Annotated in this window: 12 protein-coding genes (1 of these 12 only partly in view); 8 read left to right on the plus strand and 4 right to left on the minus strand. The window is 59.0% G+C overall.

Annotated features, from left to right (window positions below; genetic code table 11):
* Positions 1-103: 103 nt before the first annotated feature.
* The gene (locus HQN82_RS19945) at positions 104-541 is read right to left on the minus strand and encodes a hypothetical protein (protein WP_173615686.1); all 438 of its coding nucleotides are present in this window, start codon (positions 539-541) and stop codon (positions 104-106) included.
* A 4-nt stretch (positions 542-545) separates the two neighbouring features.
* On the minus strand, positions 546-890 hold the full coding sequence (locus HQN82_RS19950; protein ID WP_004437983.1) for an ElaB/YgaM/YqjD family protein: 345 nt from the start codon (positions 888-890) through the stop codon (positions 546-548).
* Positions 891-1,167: 277 nt separating this feature from the next.
* Between HQN82_RS19950 and nspC the strand changes: the two genes are divergently transcribed.
* Both nspC and HQN82_RS19960 read left to right on the plus strand, forming a co-directional pair.
* Entirely contained in the window at positions 1,168-2,265 is a 1,098-nt protein-coding gene (nspC, locus tag HQN82_RS19955) for a carboxynorspermidine decarboxylase (protein WP_173615687.1), read from the plus strand.
* Between the two features lie 59 nt (positions 2,266-2,324).
* Complete coding sequence (locus HQN82_RS19960) at positions 2,325-3,563, plus strand: saccharopine dehydrogenase family protein (RefSeq protein WP_006698037.1); 1,239 nt, start codon at positions 2,325-2,327, stop codon at positions 3,561-3,563.
* A 295-nt stretch (positions 3,564-3,858) separates the two neighbouring features.
* Here the strand turns inward: HQN82_RS19960 and HQN82_RS19965 are convergent, their stop codons facing one another.
* Entirely contained in the window at positions 3,859-5,706 is a 1,848-nt protein-coding gene (locus HQN82_RS19965; RefSeq protein WP_173615688.1) for a DEAD/DEAH box helicase, read from the minus strand.
* Positions 5,707-6,096: 390 nt separating this feature from the next.
* Between HQN82_RS19965 and HQN82_RS19970 the strand changes: the two genes are divergently transcribed.
* From HQN82_RS19970 to clpB, 6 genes are all read left to right on the plus strand, one after another.
* On the plus strand, positions 6,097-7,374 hold the full coding sequence (locus tag HQN82_RS19970; protein ID WP_006698035.1) for an aspartate kinase: 1,278 nt from the start codon (positions 6,097-6,099) through the stop codon (positions 7,372-7,374).
* A 174-nt stretch (positions 7,375-7,548) separates the two neighbouring features.
* Positions 7,549-9,816 (plus strand): phosphoenolpyruvate--protein phosphotransferase, encoded by a 2,268-nt coding sequence (ptsP, locus tag HQN82_RS19975; RefSeq protein ID WP_004437993.1) that lies wholly within the window; start codon positions 7,549-7,551, stop codon positions 9,814-9,816.
* Between the two features lie 29 nt (positions 9,817-9,845).
* Positions 9,846-10,925: a peptide chain release factor 1 gene (prfA, locus tag HQN82_RS19980; protein WP_173615689.1), complete on the plus strand. Its 1,080-nt coding sequence runs from the start codon at positions 9,846-9,848 to the stop codon at positions 10,923-10,925.
* Entirely contained in the window at positions 10,922-11,791 is an 870-nt protein-coding gene (gene prmC / locus HQN82_RS19985; protein ID WP_173615690.1) for a peptide chain release factor N(5)-glutamine methyltransferase, read from the plus strand. The genes prfA and prmC overlap by 4 nt, the downstream gene beginning before the upstream one ends.
* 395 nt (positions 11,792-12,186) lie before the next feature.
* A complete protein-coding gene (locus HQN82_RS19990; RefSeq protein WP_006698033.1) occupies positions 12,187-12,969 on the plus strand; it encodes a DUF4167 domain-containing protein in 783 nt (260 codons plus the stop codon).
* 364 nt (positions 12,970-13,333) lie between these two features.
* Entirely contained in the window at positions 13,334-15,958 is a 2,625-nt protein-coding gene (gene clpB / locus HQN82_RS19995; RefSeq protein ID WP_173615691.1) for an ATP-dependent chaperone ClpB, read from the plus strand.
* Between the two features lie 68 nt (positions 15,959-16,026).
* Here clpB and HQN82_RS20000 read toward each other — a convergent pair whose 3' ends face one another.
* Positions 16,027-16,507, minus strand: partial view of a M23 family metallopeptidase gene (locus HQN82_RS20000; protein WP_173615692.1) — the 3' end only. Its footprint extends 1,466 nt past the window's final position; only the last 481 of its 1,947 coding nucleotides appear in the window; its start codon lies beyond the right edge, outside the window; it ends in the stop codon at positions 16,027-16,029.

The following is a 16,507-nucleotide window of genomic DNA, read 5'->3' on the forward strand; positions in this document are numbered from 1 at the left end:
GACGCAGTGCGCCATCATCCAATCTATCCTTCGCGGGTAACATAAAAAAAACCGCGCATCCATGGGCCGGATGCGCGGTTGGTGTCGCTGGCGAGCCAAGAAGTTACTTGGTCTTTTTTGTACCTGCTCTCGTGGCGAGAAACCCGGCTGCGACGGCGACGGCAAGTGTCGCATAGGGGCGCGCCTGTATCGCAAGTGAAAGCAACGACTGAAGAGCAAGCGGCGCCGCCGTCAGCGGCGCTGCGGCGGCGAGCGGCGTGACCGGCCTTGGTGCATAGACCCTTGGACGCTTCAGGATGGCGAGTGCCACAAGCATGATGACTCCAAGCAGAAAAGCGGATCCGGCGACGACCAGCGCTGCAGGGCCTGCGCCGACGTGCCGGGCGAGGTAAATCGATCCGGCTACAACGGCCGCCACGAAGGCTATCAGGAAAAATATTCCCGCCAGCACCGATAATATGATGACAGAGCGCAGTCGTCTCGTGACGACACGCCCTTCACGCTGGGTCTCCCCCAGATAGACCAGCAATGCCTCAAGCATGAGCTTATCGACGTGTCAGGAGGGCAAGAACGAAACCGACGCCGACCGCGATGCCAAGCGACTGGAGCGGGTTTCGCTGGACCTGATCCGTCAGATTGTCATTCAGCGTTGAAATCTCGTTGCGCACGGTATCCGCCATGTCGCTCGATGCGGAGATGGCATCGTCCGCAACGCGCGCGGCCTGAGCTTTCAGCTCATGCGAAGCACCGACGCCAAGCGCCTTCACGCTCTTGGCAAGATTTGCCAGATCTTCGCGAAGCTGGGCGAGCTGCGCGGCCACATCGGCTGCATCACCGCTTTCGAGGGATTGCTGGATCTTGTCATTAACGCTGCTACGCACGCTTGCCATGAGTGAAGTCCTTCTTGAACATCGTTGATGGAGATGGCGACATGTCCATGACTGACGCCGCTTGACTTTCATTACGGCGGCAGAAACTACCCGCCTGTCCGTGATTGAAACGCAGCGACACCGACTTGGTTCCGCAACGTCATGTGTTTTCTTCGTCCCGCTCGACGTGCCTCATTTTTAAGGAATTAGCCCCCGGACATTTGTTTTCCTGTAACAAGCATCATATAAGGCCCATCATCCAAGACCGACCTTGACTTCAATCAATATGTGAACCGAGATGCTGCAGACGCCATATTACCTCATCGACAAGACAAAACTTCTTCGCAACATGGAGAAGATTGCCTATGTGCGGGAAAAATCCGGTGCCAAGGCGCTGTTGGCGTTGAAATGCTTCGCTACCTGGTCGGTGTTCGACTTCATGTCGCAATATATGGATGGCACCACTTCCTCCTCGCTTTATGAAGTCCGCCTTGGCCGCGAGAAATTCGGCGGCGAGACCCATGCCTATTCCGTTGCCTATGCCGATTACGAGATCGACGAGGTGCTTGCGAATGCCGACAAGATCATCTTCAATTCCATTGGCCAGTTGGAGCGCTTTGCCGACAAGGCGTCCGGCATCACACGCGGTCTGCGCCTCAATCCGCAGGTCAGCTCCTCGAGCTTCGATCTCGCCGATCCCGCGCGTCCGTTCAGCCGCCTTGGCGAATGGGATGTCGCCAAGGTCGACAAGGTCATGGATCGCATTTCCGGTTTCATGATCCACAATAACTGCGAAAACAGCGATTTTGCCCTGTTCGACCGCATGCTGACGCAGATCGAGGAAAAATTCGGATCGCTGCTGTCGCGTGCTGAATGGGTCAGCCTCGGCGGCGGCATTCATTTCACTGGCGAGGATTACCCGCTCGACCAGTTCTGCGACCGTCTGCGTGCCTTCTCAGAAAAATACGGTGTGCAGGTGTATCTTGAGCCGGGCGAAGCCTCGATCACGAAGAGCACGACGCTCGAAGTGACGGTTCTCGACACGCTGTTCAACGGCAAGAACCTCGCTATCGTCGACAGCTCCATCGAAGCGCACATGCTCGATCTTCTGATCTATCGTGAGAGCGCCAAGGTATCGCCGAACGAGGGCGAACATCCCTATATGGTTTGCGGCAAGTCCTGCCTAGCCGGCGATATTTTCGGCGATTTCCGCTTCGACAAGGAGCTGAAAGTGGGTGACCGCATCTCCTTCCAGGACGCAGCCGGTTACACCATGGTCAAGAAGAACTGGTTCAACGGCGTGAAGATGCCGACGATCGCCATCAAGGAACTCGACGGCTCGGTTCGCGCCGTCCGTGAATTCGACTTTGCCGATTTCGAGCAAAGCCTGTCTTAAACCCTGTTTCAACATCCAACGAAGCTCATCCCTGCGGGGAAAAGGAGGCATCACCTGAAATGAAGAAGAACGTTCTGATCATCGGCGCCGGTGGCGTAGCACAGGTCGTGGCGCATAAATGCGCCCAGAACAGCGATGTATTGGGAGACATTCATATTGCGTCACGGACCTTGGAAAAGTGCCGCAAGATTGTCGAGTCCGTACGCGAAAAGAAGAGCCTCAAGACAGAAGTGAAACTTGAGGCCCATGCGCTTGACGCGATGGATATCGAGGCGACGAAAGCCTTGATCAAAAAAACCGGCGTGGAAATCGTCATCAATGTCGGTTCGGCTTTCGTCAACATGTCCGTTCTTCGTGCCTGCATGGACACGGGTGTTGCCTATATGGATACGGCGATCCACGAGGATCCCACCAAGATCTGCGAGACGCCGCCGTGGTATGGAAACTACGAGTGGAAGCGCGCTGAAGAGTGCAAGGAGAAGGGCATTACCGCCATTCTCGGTGTCGGTTTTGACCCGGGTGTCGTCAACGCCTATGCGCGTCTTGCCAAGGATGAGTATTTCGACAAGGTCACCTCGGTCGATATCGTCGATATCAATGCCGGCAGCCATGGCCGCTGGTTCTCCACCAACTTCGATCCGGAAATCAATTTCCGTGAATTCACAGGCGTCGTCTATTCCTGGCAGAATGGCCAGTGGCAGACGAACCAGATGTTCGAAGTCGGCCAGGAATTCGACCTGCCTGTCGTCGGCAAGCAGAAGGCCTATATGACCGGCCATGACGAGGTGCATTCGCTGTCCAAGAACATGGACGGCGCCGATGTCCGGTTCTGGATGGGTTTCGGCGATCACTATATCAACGTCTTCACCGTGCTGAAGAACCTCGGGCTGCTGTCCGAAAAGCCGGTCAAGACGGCCGAAGGTCTGGAAGTCGTGCCGCTGAAGGTGGTCAAGGCCGTGCTGCCCGATCCGTCTTCGCTGGCGCCCGATTATGTCGGCAAGACCTGCATTGGCGATATCGTCAAGGGTATCAAGGACGGCAAGGAACGCGAAGTCTTCATCTACAACGTGGCCGACCATAAGGACGCCTATGAAGAAGTCGGCTCGCAGGGCATTTCCTACACAGCCGGCGTTCCGCCGGTTGCGGCCGCCATGTTGATAGCGACGGGCGAATGGGATGTGAAGCAGATGGCAAACGTTGAAGAACTGCCACCGAAGCCGTTCCTGAACCTTCTGAACAAGATCGGTCTTCCGAACCGCATCAAGGACGAAAACGGCGATCGCGCGCTGGAATTCTGAGCGCAGGCGTTTTGAGAGTTGAGACAAAATAAAAGCCCCGCGAAAGCGGGGCTTTTTGCTGAATCTGTCGACCTGAATCGATTGCAAAGTTTTCGCATCCCCACTCCGTCACCCCGGACTTGATCCGGGGTCTAGCGCGATCAAGTCTTTGATCGCAAAAGGGTCTTCTCACGACGCAGACGCGTCGTGGCTGGATGCCGGATCAGGTCCGGCATGACGGAGGAGGTCGTCGACCGGCTTGAGTCCCACAAAAAGGGACCCATTTTCCTGCAATAGCTAAAAACAAAGGGCGTCCTCAGCCCTTCGTCGGCTTTGGCCCACGCTTTTCGGAAGGCTTGTCCTTCATGCCTTCGTATTTCGGCTTGTCGCCAAAGGGCTTTTTCTTTTTCCAGGGCTTGTCTTCGCCCTTGCGATCATCGCGGGGGGCGCTCGCGTTGTCGGACTTGCTGAACTTCCGCTGGGCCTTGGCCGGCCGCGTGTCTTCGCGGAAGCCGCCGGTCATCTCGGGTTTGCCCTCAAGCGCCTTCAGGCGAATGCCCTTTTCGAGCGTCATGTCCTTGCCGATGGCGGAGGTGAAGCGGTCGACGGCGTCGGCTGCCAGTTCCACGAAGGTTTCGGTCTGCTGCATGCGGATCGCGCCGATATCCTGGCGGGTGATCTTGCCGAAACGGCAGAGCATCGGGATAAGCCAGCGCGGTTCCGCACTCTGCTTGCGACCGACAGACAGGGAGAACCAGGCACTGTCGGAGAAATCGGACCTGTCGCGGCGCGGAGCGTTGTTTTCGACCGTTTCGAAACTGTCGCGGCGCGGCTTGCGGGTGTTATCAAGCGCGACTTCAAAAATGTCTTCCGGTGCCGAACGTCCCGCATGATAAAGGCGCACGAAGGCCGCCGCGACTTTTTCCGCGCCATGCTGTTCCAGCAGCTTGGTCACGAAATCGCGCTCGTCATCCGCCACTGCTTCGCTCAGCGTAGGATCGGCCAGAAGCCGGGCGCCGTCGCGCTCGACGATCTCTTCAACGGAGGGTGGGTGTACCCATGCGGCACTGACCTTGGCGCCTTCGAGCAGGCGCTCGGCCTTGCGGCGTTGGCTGACCGGCACCACGATGGCGCTGACGCCCTTCTGACCGGCGCGGCCGGTACGGCCGGAACGGTGCAGAAGCGTTTCGGAATTGGTCGGCAGGTCGGCATGGATGACGAGTTCGAGGCCGGGTAGGTCGATGCCGCGGGCGGCAACGTCGGTCGCCACGCAAACGCGGGCGCGGCCGTCACGCATGGCCTGCAGGGCATGTGTGCGCTCGTTCTGTGTTAGTTCGCCGGAGAGAGCCACGACGGAGAAGCCGCGATTGTTCAGGCGTGCCGTCAGGTGGTTCACCGCGGCGCGGGTGGAGCAGAACACGATGGCGTTGCGGGCTTCGTAAAAGCGCAGCGCATTGATGATGGCGTTCTCACGGTCGGAAGGCGAGACGAGAAGCGCGCGATATTCGATATCCACATGCTGCTTCTGTTCGGAAGCGGTGGCGATGCGCACGGCGTTCTTCTGGTAGCTTTCAGCCAGCTTGGCGATGCTGCGCGGCACCGTGGCCGAGAACATCAGCGTGCGGCGATCCTCGGGCGATTCTTCCAGAATGAATTCCAGATCTTCACGGAAGCCGAGATCCAGCATCTCGTCGGCCTCGTCCAGCACGACAGCACGGATCGATGAGAGATCGAGCGCATTGCGCTTGATGTGGTCGCAGAGACGACCGGGCGTGCCGACGACGATATGAGCACCGCGCTCCAGCGCCCGGCGCTCATTGCGGATATCCATGCCGCCGACGCAGGAGGCAATGGAGACACCGGCAAATTCGTAAAGCCATTCCAGCTCGCGCTTGACCTGCATGGCCAGTTCGCGTGTGGGGGCGATGGCAAGCGCCAGAGGGGCAGCGGCCTGGCCGAAACGGGTATTGTCACGCAGCAGCGTGGTCGCGAGCGCGATGCCGAAGGCAACGGTCTTGCCGGAACCGGTCTGCGCGGAAACCAGCGCGTCCTTGTCGGCAAGTTCCGGCGCAAGCATGGCCTGCTGCACGGGGGTCAAATCTTTGTAGCCGCGTTTTTCCAACGCCTGCGCGATCGCCGGGGCGATACCCTGGGTGTCTGTCATCTACCGTCTTTCGGATATGAAGCTGCCCGCATCCGCCCGAAACCAATAGATCCTAAAGTCTCCGGGGCAGCCGATACAGGCCATTTCGGCCATCTGGCCGGTTGCATTGCCGCGCTCATACTGCGAATGGGTCGATTTGTACAGTGCACCGCGGTACGCTCTTTTGCGGGTGCTTTATCCCGCCGGCGCGTCAGTGCGCCATTGTTGCATGTTCAGGCTCCCGAAAAAGGCGTACCGCATGGTTCATAAACGGCATTGCGTGGCCCCCGCCTTTTCGCTAAGAGACCCGCAACTTGAGGCTCTTTGTCAGGAAGAGCCGACTGGGTTTGTTCTTGTCCGTCCGTCTCGTGGAAGAGCCGGCGGGAAAATGGGATGGTACTGGTCAAGGCTATGGCTCGCATTGTCATGAAATTCGGCGGCACGTCCGTCGCGAACCTCGAACGCATTCACAATGTCGCACGGCATGTGAAACGCGAAGTGGATGCCGGCCATGAAGTGGCCGTGGTCGTTTCCGCCATGTCCGGTAAAACCAATGAGTTGGTTGACTGGGTGCAGAACGCAGCAAAGATTACGGGGAGCAATGCCGCGTCCTTTTATGATGCGCGCGAATATGACGCGGTTGTCGCATCCGGCGAGCAGGTGACGTCAGGTCTTCTGGCGATCACGCTGCAATCCATGGGCATCAATGCGCGCTCCTGGCAGGGCTGGCAGATCCCGATCCGCACCGACAATGCGCACGGCGCCGCCCGCATTCTGGAAATCGACGGCTCGGATATCGTGAAGCGCATGGGCGAAGGCCAGGTTGCCGTTGTTGCAGGCTTCCAGGGCATCGGTCCCGATAACCGCATTGCAACGCTTGGCCGCGGCGGCTCCGACACCTCGGCCGTTGCCATTGCCGCTGCCGTAAAGGCGGATCGTTGCGACATCTATACGGATGTCGATGGCGTCTACACGACCGATCCGCGCATCGAGCCCAAGGCTCGCCGCATGAAAAAGATCGCCTTCGAGGAAATGCTCGAAATGGCGTCGCTCGGTGCCAAGGTCTTGCAGGTCCGCTCGGTCGAGCTTGCCATGGTACACAAGGTGCGCACCTTCGTTCGCTCCAGTTTCGAGGATCCCGATGCGCCGGGCATGGGCGACCTCATCAACCCGCCCGGTACTTTGATTTGTGACGAGGATGAAATCGTGGAACAGGAAGTCGTAACCGGCATCGCCTATGCCAAGGATGAAGCACAGATCTCGCTGCGCCGCGTGGCCGACCGTCCGGGCGTCTCCGCCGCGATCTTCGGGCCTCTGGCGGAAGCGCATATCAATGTCGACATGATCGTGCAGAACATTTCCGAAGACGGTTCGCGCACCGACATGACCTTTACCGTTCCTTCGGGCGACGTTGCCAAGGCGCTTAAGGTTCTCGATGACAACAAGGCCCAGATCGGCTTCGACGTTGCACAGAACGAAACCGGCCTCGCCAAGGTTTCGGTCATCGGCATTGGCATGCGCAGCCACGCGGGCGTTGCCGCCAGCGCATTCAAGGCACTGGCCGAGAAGAACATCAACATCAAGGCGATCACCACGTCCGAGATCAAGATTTCGATCCTGATCGACGGTGCCTATGCCGAACTTGCGGTTCGCACTTTGCATTCTGCTTACGGCCTCGATAAGAGCTAAGCCGAGACATCGGTTCCCGATGCTCCGATTCTTCGGAGTTGCGTTCTTCCGATGTGGCGTTTCATGAAAGAGTGTCCCTTGCGGGACGCGCTTCTCGCGCTATAAATTTTTAAATGACGTTTTGATTCCCGAATATTATGACATTCGGATCGGAAGCGTCGGGGAGCAAACGCGATGAGAGACCTTTCCGCAGGTCCGCGCGTCCTGCTCAAGCGGCTGCGCGAAATGATGGCGGAGCACCTTGAACCGCAGGACCGCCTTGACCAGATCGTCCGTCAGATCGCCGGCAACATGGTGGCGGAGGTTTGCTCGGTCTATGTGCTGCGTTCCGACAGCGTGCTTGAGCTTTATGCGACGGAAGGTCTCAACAAGGATGCCGTGCATCTTGCCCAGCTGAAAATGGGGCAGGGTCTTGTCGGCACGATTGCCGCTTCCGCCCAGCCGCTCAATCTTTCCGATGCGCAGGCGCATCCCGCATTCCGCTATCTTCCTGAAACCGGTGAGGAAATTTATCATTCCTTCCTCGGCGTGCCAATTTTGCGCTCCGGTCGCACTCTTGGCGTTCTTGTGGTCCAGAACAAGGCCAGCCGAACGTACCGGGAGGACGAAATTGAAGCGCTCGAGACAACCGCGATGCTTATCGCTGAAATAGTGGCGAGCGGCGAGTTGAAGAAGATCACACGCCCCGGTGTCGAGCTGGACCTGACGCGTGCCGTCTCCATCGACGGCGACGCCTATGGCGAAGGCATCGGTCTTGGCCATGTGGTGCTGCACGATCCGCGCATTGTCGTTACCAACCTGCTGAACGAAGATGCGGATACGGAAATCCGTCGCCTTGCCGATGCTATCGGCTCGCTGCGGCTCTCCATCGATGACATGCTGCAGCGCCGTGACGTACCGACCGAAGGCGAGCACCGCGAGGTTCTCGAAACCTACCGCATGTTCGCCCACGATCAGGGCTGGGTGCGACGCATGGAAGAAGCGATCCGCAACGGCCTGACGGCGGAAGCGGCGGTCGAGAAGGTGCAGAGCGATACCAAGGCGCGCATGATGCGCCTGACCGATCCTTACCTTCGCGAGCGCATGCATGATTTCGACGACCTCGCCAACCGGCTGCTGCGTCAACTCATCGGTTTTGGCGGTCGTGGTCCGGAGCAGGATTTCCCGCTCGATGCAATCGTGCTGGCCCGCGCCATGGGGGCGGCCGAACTCCTGGATTATCCGCGCGAAAAACTGCGTGGTCTGGTGCTGGAAGATGGCGCGGTGACCAGCCATGTCGTCATCGTTGCCCGCGCCATGGGCATTCCGGTTATCGGGCAGGCGACAGGCATTGTAGCGCTTGCCGAAAACAACGATCCCATCATCATTGATGGCGACGACGGCCAGGTGCATTTGCGTCCGATGTCGGATCTGCAACGCGCCTATGAGGAAAAAGTGCGTCTGCGTGCCCGCCGGCAGGAGCAGTTCCGCGCACTTCGCAATGTCGAACCGATCACCAAGGATGGCCAGAAGGTCAACCTCAAGATGAATGCTGGTCTTTTGGTGGATCTGCCGCAGCTGGATGAATCGGGTGCCGATGGCATTGGACTGTTTCGTACCGAGCTGCAATTCATGATCGCTTCCAACATGCCGAAGGGTGAGGAACAGGAGGCCTTCTATCGCTCTGTCCTGCGGCAGGCGAAGGGGAAGAGCGTTACCTTCCGCACGCTCGATATTGGCGGCGACAAGGTCGTTTCATACATGCGCGGCCAGGAGGAGGAAAATCCGGCGCTTGGCTGGCGGGCGATCCGCCTGTCGCTCGACCGGCCGGGGCTGATGCGCACGCAGATGCGCGCGCTTCTGCGTGCCGCTTCCGGTGCAGAACTGCGCATGATGTTGCCGATGGTGACGGAAGTGTCCGAAATCCGCGCTGCACGCGACCTGCTGCAGAAGGAAGTACAGCATCTTTCCAAATTCAGCCATGCGCTGCCGAAAAAGCTGCAGTTCGGCGCCATGCTGGAGGTGCCGGCGCTGATGTGGCAGCTCGATGAGCTGATGCAGGAGGTGGATTTCGTCTCCGTGGGTTCGAATGATCTCTTCCAGTTCTCGATGGCTGTGGATCGCGGCAACGCCCGTGTTTCGGATCGCTTCGACAATCTCGGCAAGCCGTTCTTGCGCATGCTTCGCGATATCGTGCGGGCGGGCGAAAGGCATCAGACTTCGGTTACGCTGTGCGGTGAAATGGCGAGCAAGCCACTTTCGGCAATGGCTCTTATTGGGCTTGGATTCCGTTCGATTTCCATGTCGCCGACGGCGATCGGCCCCGTGAAGGCCATGCTGCTCGGGCTCGATGCCGCAAGTCTTGCCGAAGAGTTGAACGCGGCGCTGGATGATCATAATTCGCTGGAAAGCGCGCGCGAGGTGTTGTTACGCTTTGCGGCGACGCATTCCATTCCCATTTAAAAAGAACTGTTTCATAATTGGAGTGACTGGTGGCGAAGCTTCCCGTCGAAAAAATGCGCGAGTTGGAAAGACGTTTCGGCGAGATCGAAGCGCGTATGTCGGCCGGGCCTGCTGCGGATGTCTATGTGAAGCTCGCTTCGGAATATTCCGAGCTCGAGCCGGTGGTGAAGAAAATTCGCGAATACGAGAAGGCGATCTCTGAGGCCGCCGATCTCGAAGCGCTGCTTGCCGACAAGACGACCGACAAGGATATGCGCGATCTGGCGGAAATGGAGCTGCCGGAAATCGAGAGCCGCATCGAAGAGCTCGAAAAGGACATGCAGGTCCTGCTGCTGCCGAAGGATGCTGCGGACGAAAAAAGCGCGATCCTCGAAATACGCGCCGGGACCGGCGGTTCCGAGGCTGCACTGTTTGCCGGCGATCTGTTCCGCATGTATGAGCGTTTTGCTGCTTCCAAGGGCTGGAAGGTGGAAGTGCTCTCCGCAAGCGAGGGTGAAGCCGGCGGTTACAAGGAAATCATCGCCACGATCAGTGGGCGAGGGGTGTTCTCCAAGCTAAAATTCGAGTCCGGCGTTCACCGGGTGCAGCGCGTGCCGGAAACGGAAGCAAGTGGCCGCATCCACACGTCTGCGGCCACCGTCGCGGTGCTGCCGGAAGCGGAAGAAATCGATATCGAAATCCGCCCGGAAGACATCCGCATCGATACGATGCGTGCGTCGGGCGCCGGCGGCCAGCACGTCAACACCACCGATTCCGCCGTTCGCATCACCCATTTGCCGACAGGGCTGATCGTGACGAGCTCGGAGAAATCGCAGCATCAGAACCGCGCCAAGGCCATGCAGGTTCTTCGTTCACGGCTTTACGATATCGAGCGCCAGAAGGTGGACAGTGAACGTTCGGCCGACCGCAAGAGCCAGGTGGGCTCCGGCGACCGCTCCGAGCGCATCCGCACCTATAATTTCCCTCAGGGCCGTGTCACCGATCACCGTATCAATCTCACGCTCTACAAGCTGGACCGGATGATCGAAGGCGAGATTGATGAGCTCGTGGATGCGCTGATCGCCGATTATCAGGCGGGGCAGCTGGCGCAACTCGGCGAGCAGCATTGAGCGCGCCGGCCGGTGCCACTGTCGCAAGTGAACTTGCCGCGGCCCGCAAGCGGCTGCAGGCGGCGGGGATCGCCGATCCACTTCTCGATGCGCGTCTCCTGATTGCCGAGGTCGTCGGTTTTTCATTGACCGACTTCGTGATGAAGCCGGACCGGTCGCTCACGACCGAGGAGCAAGCCCGAATTGATGCGATGATTGAAAGACGCGCCGGCGGCGAGCCTGTTCACCGCATCCTGGGCCATCGGGAGTTTCATGGCCTGGATCTTCTTTTGTCGAGGGAAACGCTCGAGCCGCGCCCTGATACGGAGGTTCTGGTCGACACGCTGCTGCCTGCCTTGAAGGCTGCCGTTTCAGCCAGGGGCAGCGCGTATATTCTCGATCTGGGCACAGGCACGGGGGCGATCTGTCTCGCGCTTTTGAAGGAATGCCCGGAGGCGACCGGTGTCGGCAGCGATATCTCCGCCGACGCGCTGGAGACAGCCTCGAGAAACGCATTCCGAAATGATCTCGGCGGTCGTTTCGAACCCGTTCAAAGCGACTGGTTCGAAAAAATCTCTGGCCGCTTTGACATAATTGTGTCGAATCCGCCTTATATAAGAAGTGATATCGTCGCAACGCTTGACCGAGAGGTTCGTCATCATGATCCTCTGGCGGCGCTGGATGGAGGTCAGGACGGCCTTGCACCGTACCGCCTCATCGCTGCCGAGGCAGGCCGCTTTCTTGTGGAAAACGGGATTGTCGGTGTGGAGATCGGTTTCGATCAAAGGCTTGATGTTTCCGCTATATTTTCTTCCCACGGCTTCTCTCTTCTGGATGCCGTGAAGGATTATGGCGGTAATGATAGAGTTTTGACCTTCCGGAGATAGTTGACGACGATATGTCTGCGGAATTTTTTGCAAGGATATTTTGCACAGCAAAAGAAAAGGCTTGGATTTCCGCGGGAAGCGGGATAGTTTGCGGCCACATGCCGGGTGGCTGAGGACGAACTGAGATTCGTCAGGGTATGGGTCAGTCCCGAAGCGGGTTCTTTAAAGAGCCCTGAAAGGCTGGGCGTTTCCGGCATGTGAATCAGTAAACTTTGTTCGCAGACGGCTCGGTGCAGCATTTGCGCGACCGGTCGTCTTACGCGAGGTCTTGTCCAGAGGTATCTCGGCAGGGCGCGTGATGGAGCAATTTCAGGAAAAATTTCCAGCGGTTTTCCGCCCGGAATTGCATGAAAACAACCAGATTATCAGCAAAACAGAATTCAGGTGAGCAATTGATGAGGCCAGGACAGCAAAACAAGCGCGGCCGGGGGCGTGGAAACAACAACAATAATAATGGTGGCGGTAACAACAACTTCAACCGCAAGGGCGGTAACCCGCTGACCAGGACTTATGACAGTTCCGGCCCCGATGTTAAAATCCGTGGCACAGCCCAGCACATAGCGGAAAAATACGCGGCTCTGGCGCGCGACGCACAGAGTTCCGGCGACCGCGTGATGGCTGAAAACTATCTGCAGCACGCTGAACATTATAACCGCATCATCGCGTCGGCTCAGGCGCAGATGCAGGAACGCTTCCAGCGCGACGACCGCGGCGAGTATAACGCCGCCGATGCCGACGAGATGGATGTGAACGATGGCGACGAAGGTGCCATTGCACCGCAGCATCAGGCCGAACAGGCCGAGCGCGCGCAACAGCCCGAACGCCAGGAGCGCGCCGAACGGAACGAGCAGCGCCAGGAGCGCCGTGAACGTCCCGACCGCCGTGAGCGGCAGGAGCGTCAGCCACGCCAGCAGGTGAGCGCAGACCAGCAGCCTCCGGTTTATGACGCCAGTCAGGCGCCGCAGCCCGTCATCGAGGGTACGCCGATGGAGGTGGCCGTCGAAGAGGAACAGCAGCAGGCGGAAGCTCCAGCCGAACGCGCACCGAAGGCGCGCCGGGCGGCCGGTCCGCGCCAGCGCCGTCCACGTCGCACTGCGGCTGCCGAAGGTGCCGAAGGTGAAGATGCAGGAGCCGGTGAAGATGCCGCTCCCGCCACGCTTGAAAACGCCGCGGAATAAACAGCGCAGGCAGACATGCCCCAGGACTGAAAAACTCCGGCTCGCCGGAGTTTTTTATTTTGGCGCGCCAAATTCCATGACCGCGCGCGCCAGCATGGCTAGCAGGGTGAAGCTGACGCCCGTCAACTTCCTGGGAAAATTTCTCGACGGCCGGATTTCTTCCCCTTTAAACCGATGAAAATGCCTCCCATATTCGAGCAGGATGGAAGGTTGCCGACACTGCTGGCGACCGACCATCGAGAGGCGGCGATCGTGAAATCCTTAAACACGGCCGTCGTAGCGGGGCTTGCCTTTTGAGGGAGCCTCAACCCTAACACCCGGAGCCGTGCCGAAAGCGGGCGGGCCGGTCTATGGAGGTTCGACTATGAATATTGAAAAATACTCCGAGCGCGTTCGCGGTTTTTTACAATCGGCGCAGACCTTTGCGCTTGCCGAAAACCATCAGCAGTTTTCGCCCGAACATGTTCTCAAGGTGCTGCTCGATGACGAGCAGGGCATGGCGGCATCGCTGATCGAGCGGGCTGGCGGCGACGCGAAAGAAGCGCGTCTTGCCAATGATGCCGCACTGGCAAAATTACCCAAGGTATCCGGTGGCAATGGCGGCCTTTCGCTGACGGCTCCCCTCGCAAAGGTGTTTTCCACCGCCGAAGACCTGGCCAAAAAGGCTGGCGATAGTTTCGTGACTGTCGAGCGTCTTCTGCAGGCGCTTGCGATTGAAAGCTCTGCTTCCACTTCGGCTTCCCTGAAGAAGGCCGGCGTGACGGCGCAGGCGCTCAATCAGGTCATCAATGATATCCGCAAGGGCCGCACGGCTGACAGCGCCAATGCCGAACAGGGCTTTGACGCGCTGAAGAAGTTCGCGCGCGACCTGACGGAAGAGGCCCGCGAAGGCAAGCTGGATCCTGTTATTGGCCGCGACGATGAAATTCGCCGTACCATTCAGGTGCTGTCTCGCCGTACCAAGAACAATCCCGTGCTGATCGGTGAACCCGGCGTCGGTAAGACGGCGATTGCCGAAGGCCTCGCCCTGCGCATCGTCAATGGCGATGTGCCCGAAAGCCTCAAAGACAAGAAGCTGATGGCGCTCGATATGGGCGCGCTGATCGCAGGTGCGAAATATCGCGGTGAGTTCGAAGAGCGCCTGAAGGCTGTCCTCAATGAGGTGCAGTCTGAAAATGGCGGCATCATCCTCTTCATCGACGAAATGCATACGCTGGTCGGCGCCGGTAAGGCGGATGGGGCGATGGATGCCTCCAATCTGCTGAAGCCCGCGCTTGCCCGCGGTGAGCTGCACTGCGTCGGTGCAACGACGCTCGATGAATACCGCAAGCACGTCGAAAAGGATCCGGCCCTTGCCCGCCGTTTCCAGCCCGTGCTGGTGGATGAACCGACCGTTGAGGACACGATCTCGATCCTGCGCGGGTTGAAGGAAAAATACGAACAGCACCACAAGGTTCGTATCTCGGATTCGGCCCTGGTTGCGGCTGCGACGCTTTCCAACCGCTATATCACCGACCGTTTCCTGCCGGATAAGGCAATTGACCTTATGGACGAGGCCGCCTCGCGTCTTCGTATGCAGGTGGATTCCAAGCCGGAAGAACTGGACGAACTGGATCGCCGCATCATCCAGCTCAAGATCGAGCGCGAAGCCCTGAAGCAGGAGACGGACCAGTCTTCTGTCGACCGGCTCAAGAAGCTCGAGGATGAACTGGCGGATACGGAAGAGAAGGCCGATGCGCTGACGGCCCGCTGGCAGGCGGAAAAGCAGAAGCTCGGCCACGCCGCCGATCTCAAGAAACGGCTGGACGAAGCCCGCAACGAGCTGGCGATCGCACAGCGCAACGGGCAGTTCCAGCGCGCGGGTGAATTGACCTACGGCATCATTCCGGGGATCGAAAAGGAACTGGCTGCAGCGGAAGCGCGGGACAACAGCGGCGCCGGCTCGATGGTTCAGGAAGTGGTGACGGCGGACAACATCGCGCATGTCGTTTCCCGCTGGACCGGCATTCCGGTTGACAAGATGCTGGAAGGCCAGCGCGAAAAGCTGTTGCGCATGGAAGACGAACTTGCCAAGTCCGTTGTCGGGCAGGGTGAGGCCGTTCAGGCTGTGTCCAAGGCGGTTCGCCGCTCGCGTGCCGGCCTGCAGGATCCCAACCGGCCGATCGGTTCGTTCATCTTCCTCGGCCCGACGGGCGTGGGCAAGACCGAGCTGACCAAGTCGCTCGCCCGCTTCCTGTTCGACGACGAAACCGCGATGGTTCGCCTCGACATGTCGGAATATATGGAGAAACACTCCGTTGCCCGGCTGATCGGCGCGCCTCCCGGCTATGTCGGTTACGAGGAGGGCGGGGCGCTCACGGAAGCGGTTCGCCGCCGGCCTTATCAGGTCGTGCTGTTCGACGAGATCGAAAAAGCGCATCCGGATGTCTTCAACGTCCTGCTGCAGGTGCTGGATGATGGCCGCCTGACGGATGGCCAGGGCCGCACCGTCGATTTCAAGAACACCATCATCATCATGACCTCGAACCTCGGTTCGGAATTCATGACGCAGATGGGCGACAATGACGACGTGGATTCGGTTCGCGAACTGGTGATGGAGCGTGTCCGGTCGCATTTCCGGCCGGAATTCCTCAATCGTATCGATGATATCATCCTCTTCCATCGCCTGCGGCGGGACGAGATGGGTGCCATCGTGGAAATCCAGTTGAAGCGGCTCGTTTCGCTGCTGGGAGATCGCAAGATTTCGCTCGAACTGGATGAGGATGCCCGTAACTGGCTTGCCAACAAAGGCTACGATCCCGCCTATGGCGCGCGTCCGCTGAAGCGGGTAATCCAGAAGGCGGTTCAGGACAGGCTTGCGGAAATGATCCTCGGCGGGGAAATTCCCGATGGTTCGCGGGTCAAGGTGACCTCTGGAACCGACCGGCTGCTGTTCAAGGTCAAGCCGCCAAAAGCCGAGGCCGACACTGAGGCCGCCGACGCTGCATAAAGAAAGGGCTCCGGAAACGGGGCCCTTTTCTCATAAGCGGACTCTGTTGATCTGAAATCCGCTGCCGATCAGCGGCTTGCCACCTGGTTGGACTTTTCTTCGATATTCAGCAGATTGTCGATGCGTTTTCTCTCGTCGGAGAAACGCGCCAGCGCCTCGCCGGAAAGCGACTTGCCGCCCGGCAGACGCACCTTCATTGCGTCCACCTTGGTGCCGTTGACGATCAGCTCGTAGTGCAGATGCGCGCCGGTCGAAAGACCGGTCGACCCCACATAGCCGATGACCTGACCCTGCCGGACCTTTGCCCCCTCAGTGACCCCCTTGGCGATCGCGCTCTGGTGGTTATAGGACGAGACATAGCCATTGGCATGGCGGATCAGGGTCTGGTTGCCATAACCGGAGGCCCATCCGGCCTTCTCGACAGTGCCGTTACCCGTTGCGATAATCGGCGTGCCCCGGGCGGCGGCCCAGTCTGTTCCCGTATGCATGCGGCTGAATTTCAGCACGGGATGGCGGCGCATGCCGAAACCGGAGGTCATGCGGCCGTTT

The sequence above is a fragment of the Agrobacterium pusense genome, from assembly GCF_013285525.1.
Classification (GTDB): Bacteria; Pseudomonadota; Alphaproteobacteria; order Rhizobiales; family Rhizobiaceae; genus Agrobacterium; species Agrobacterium pusense.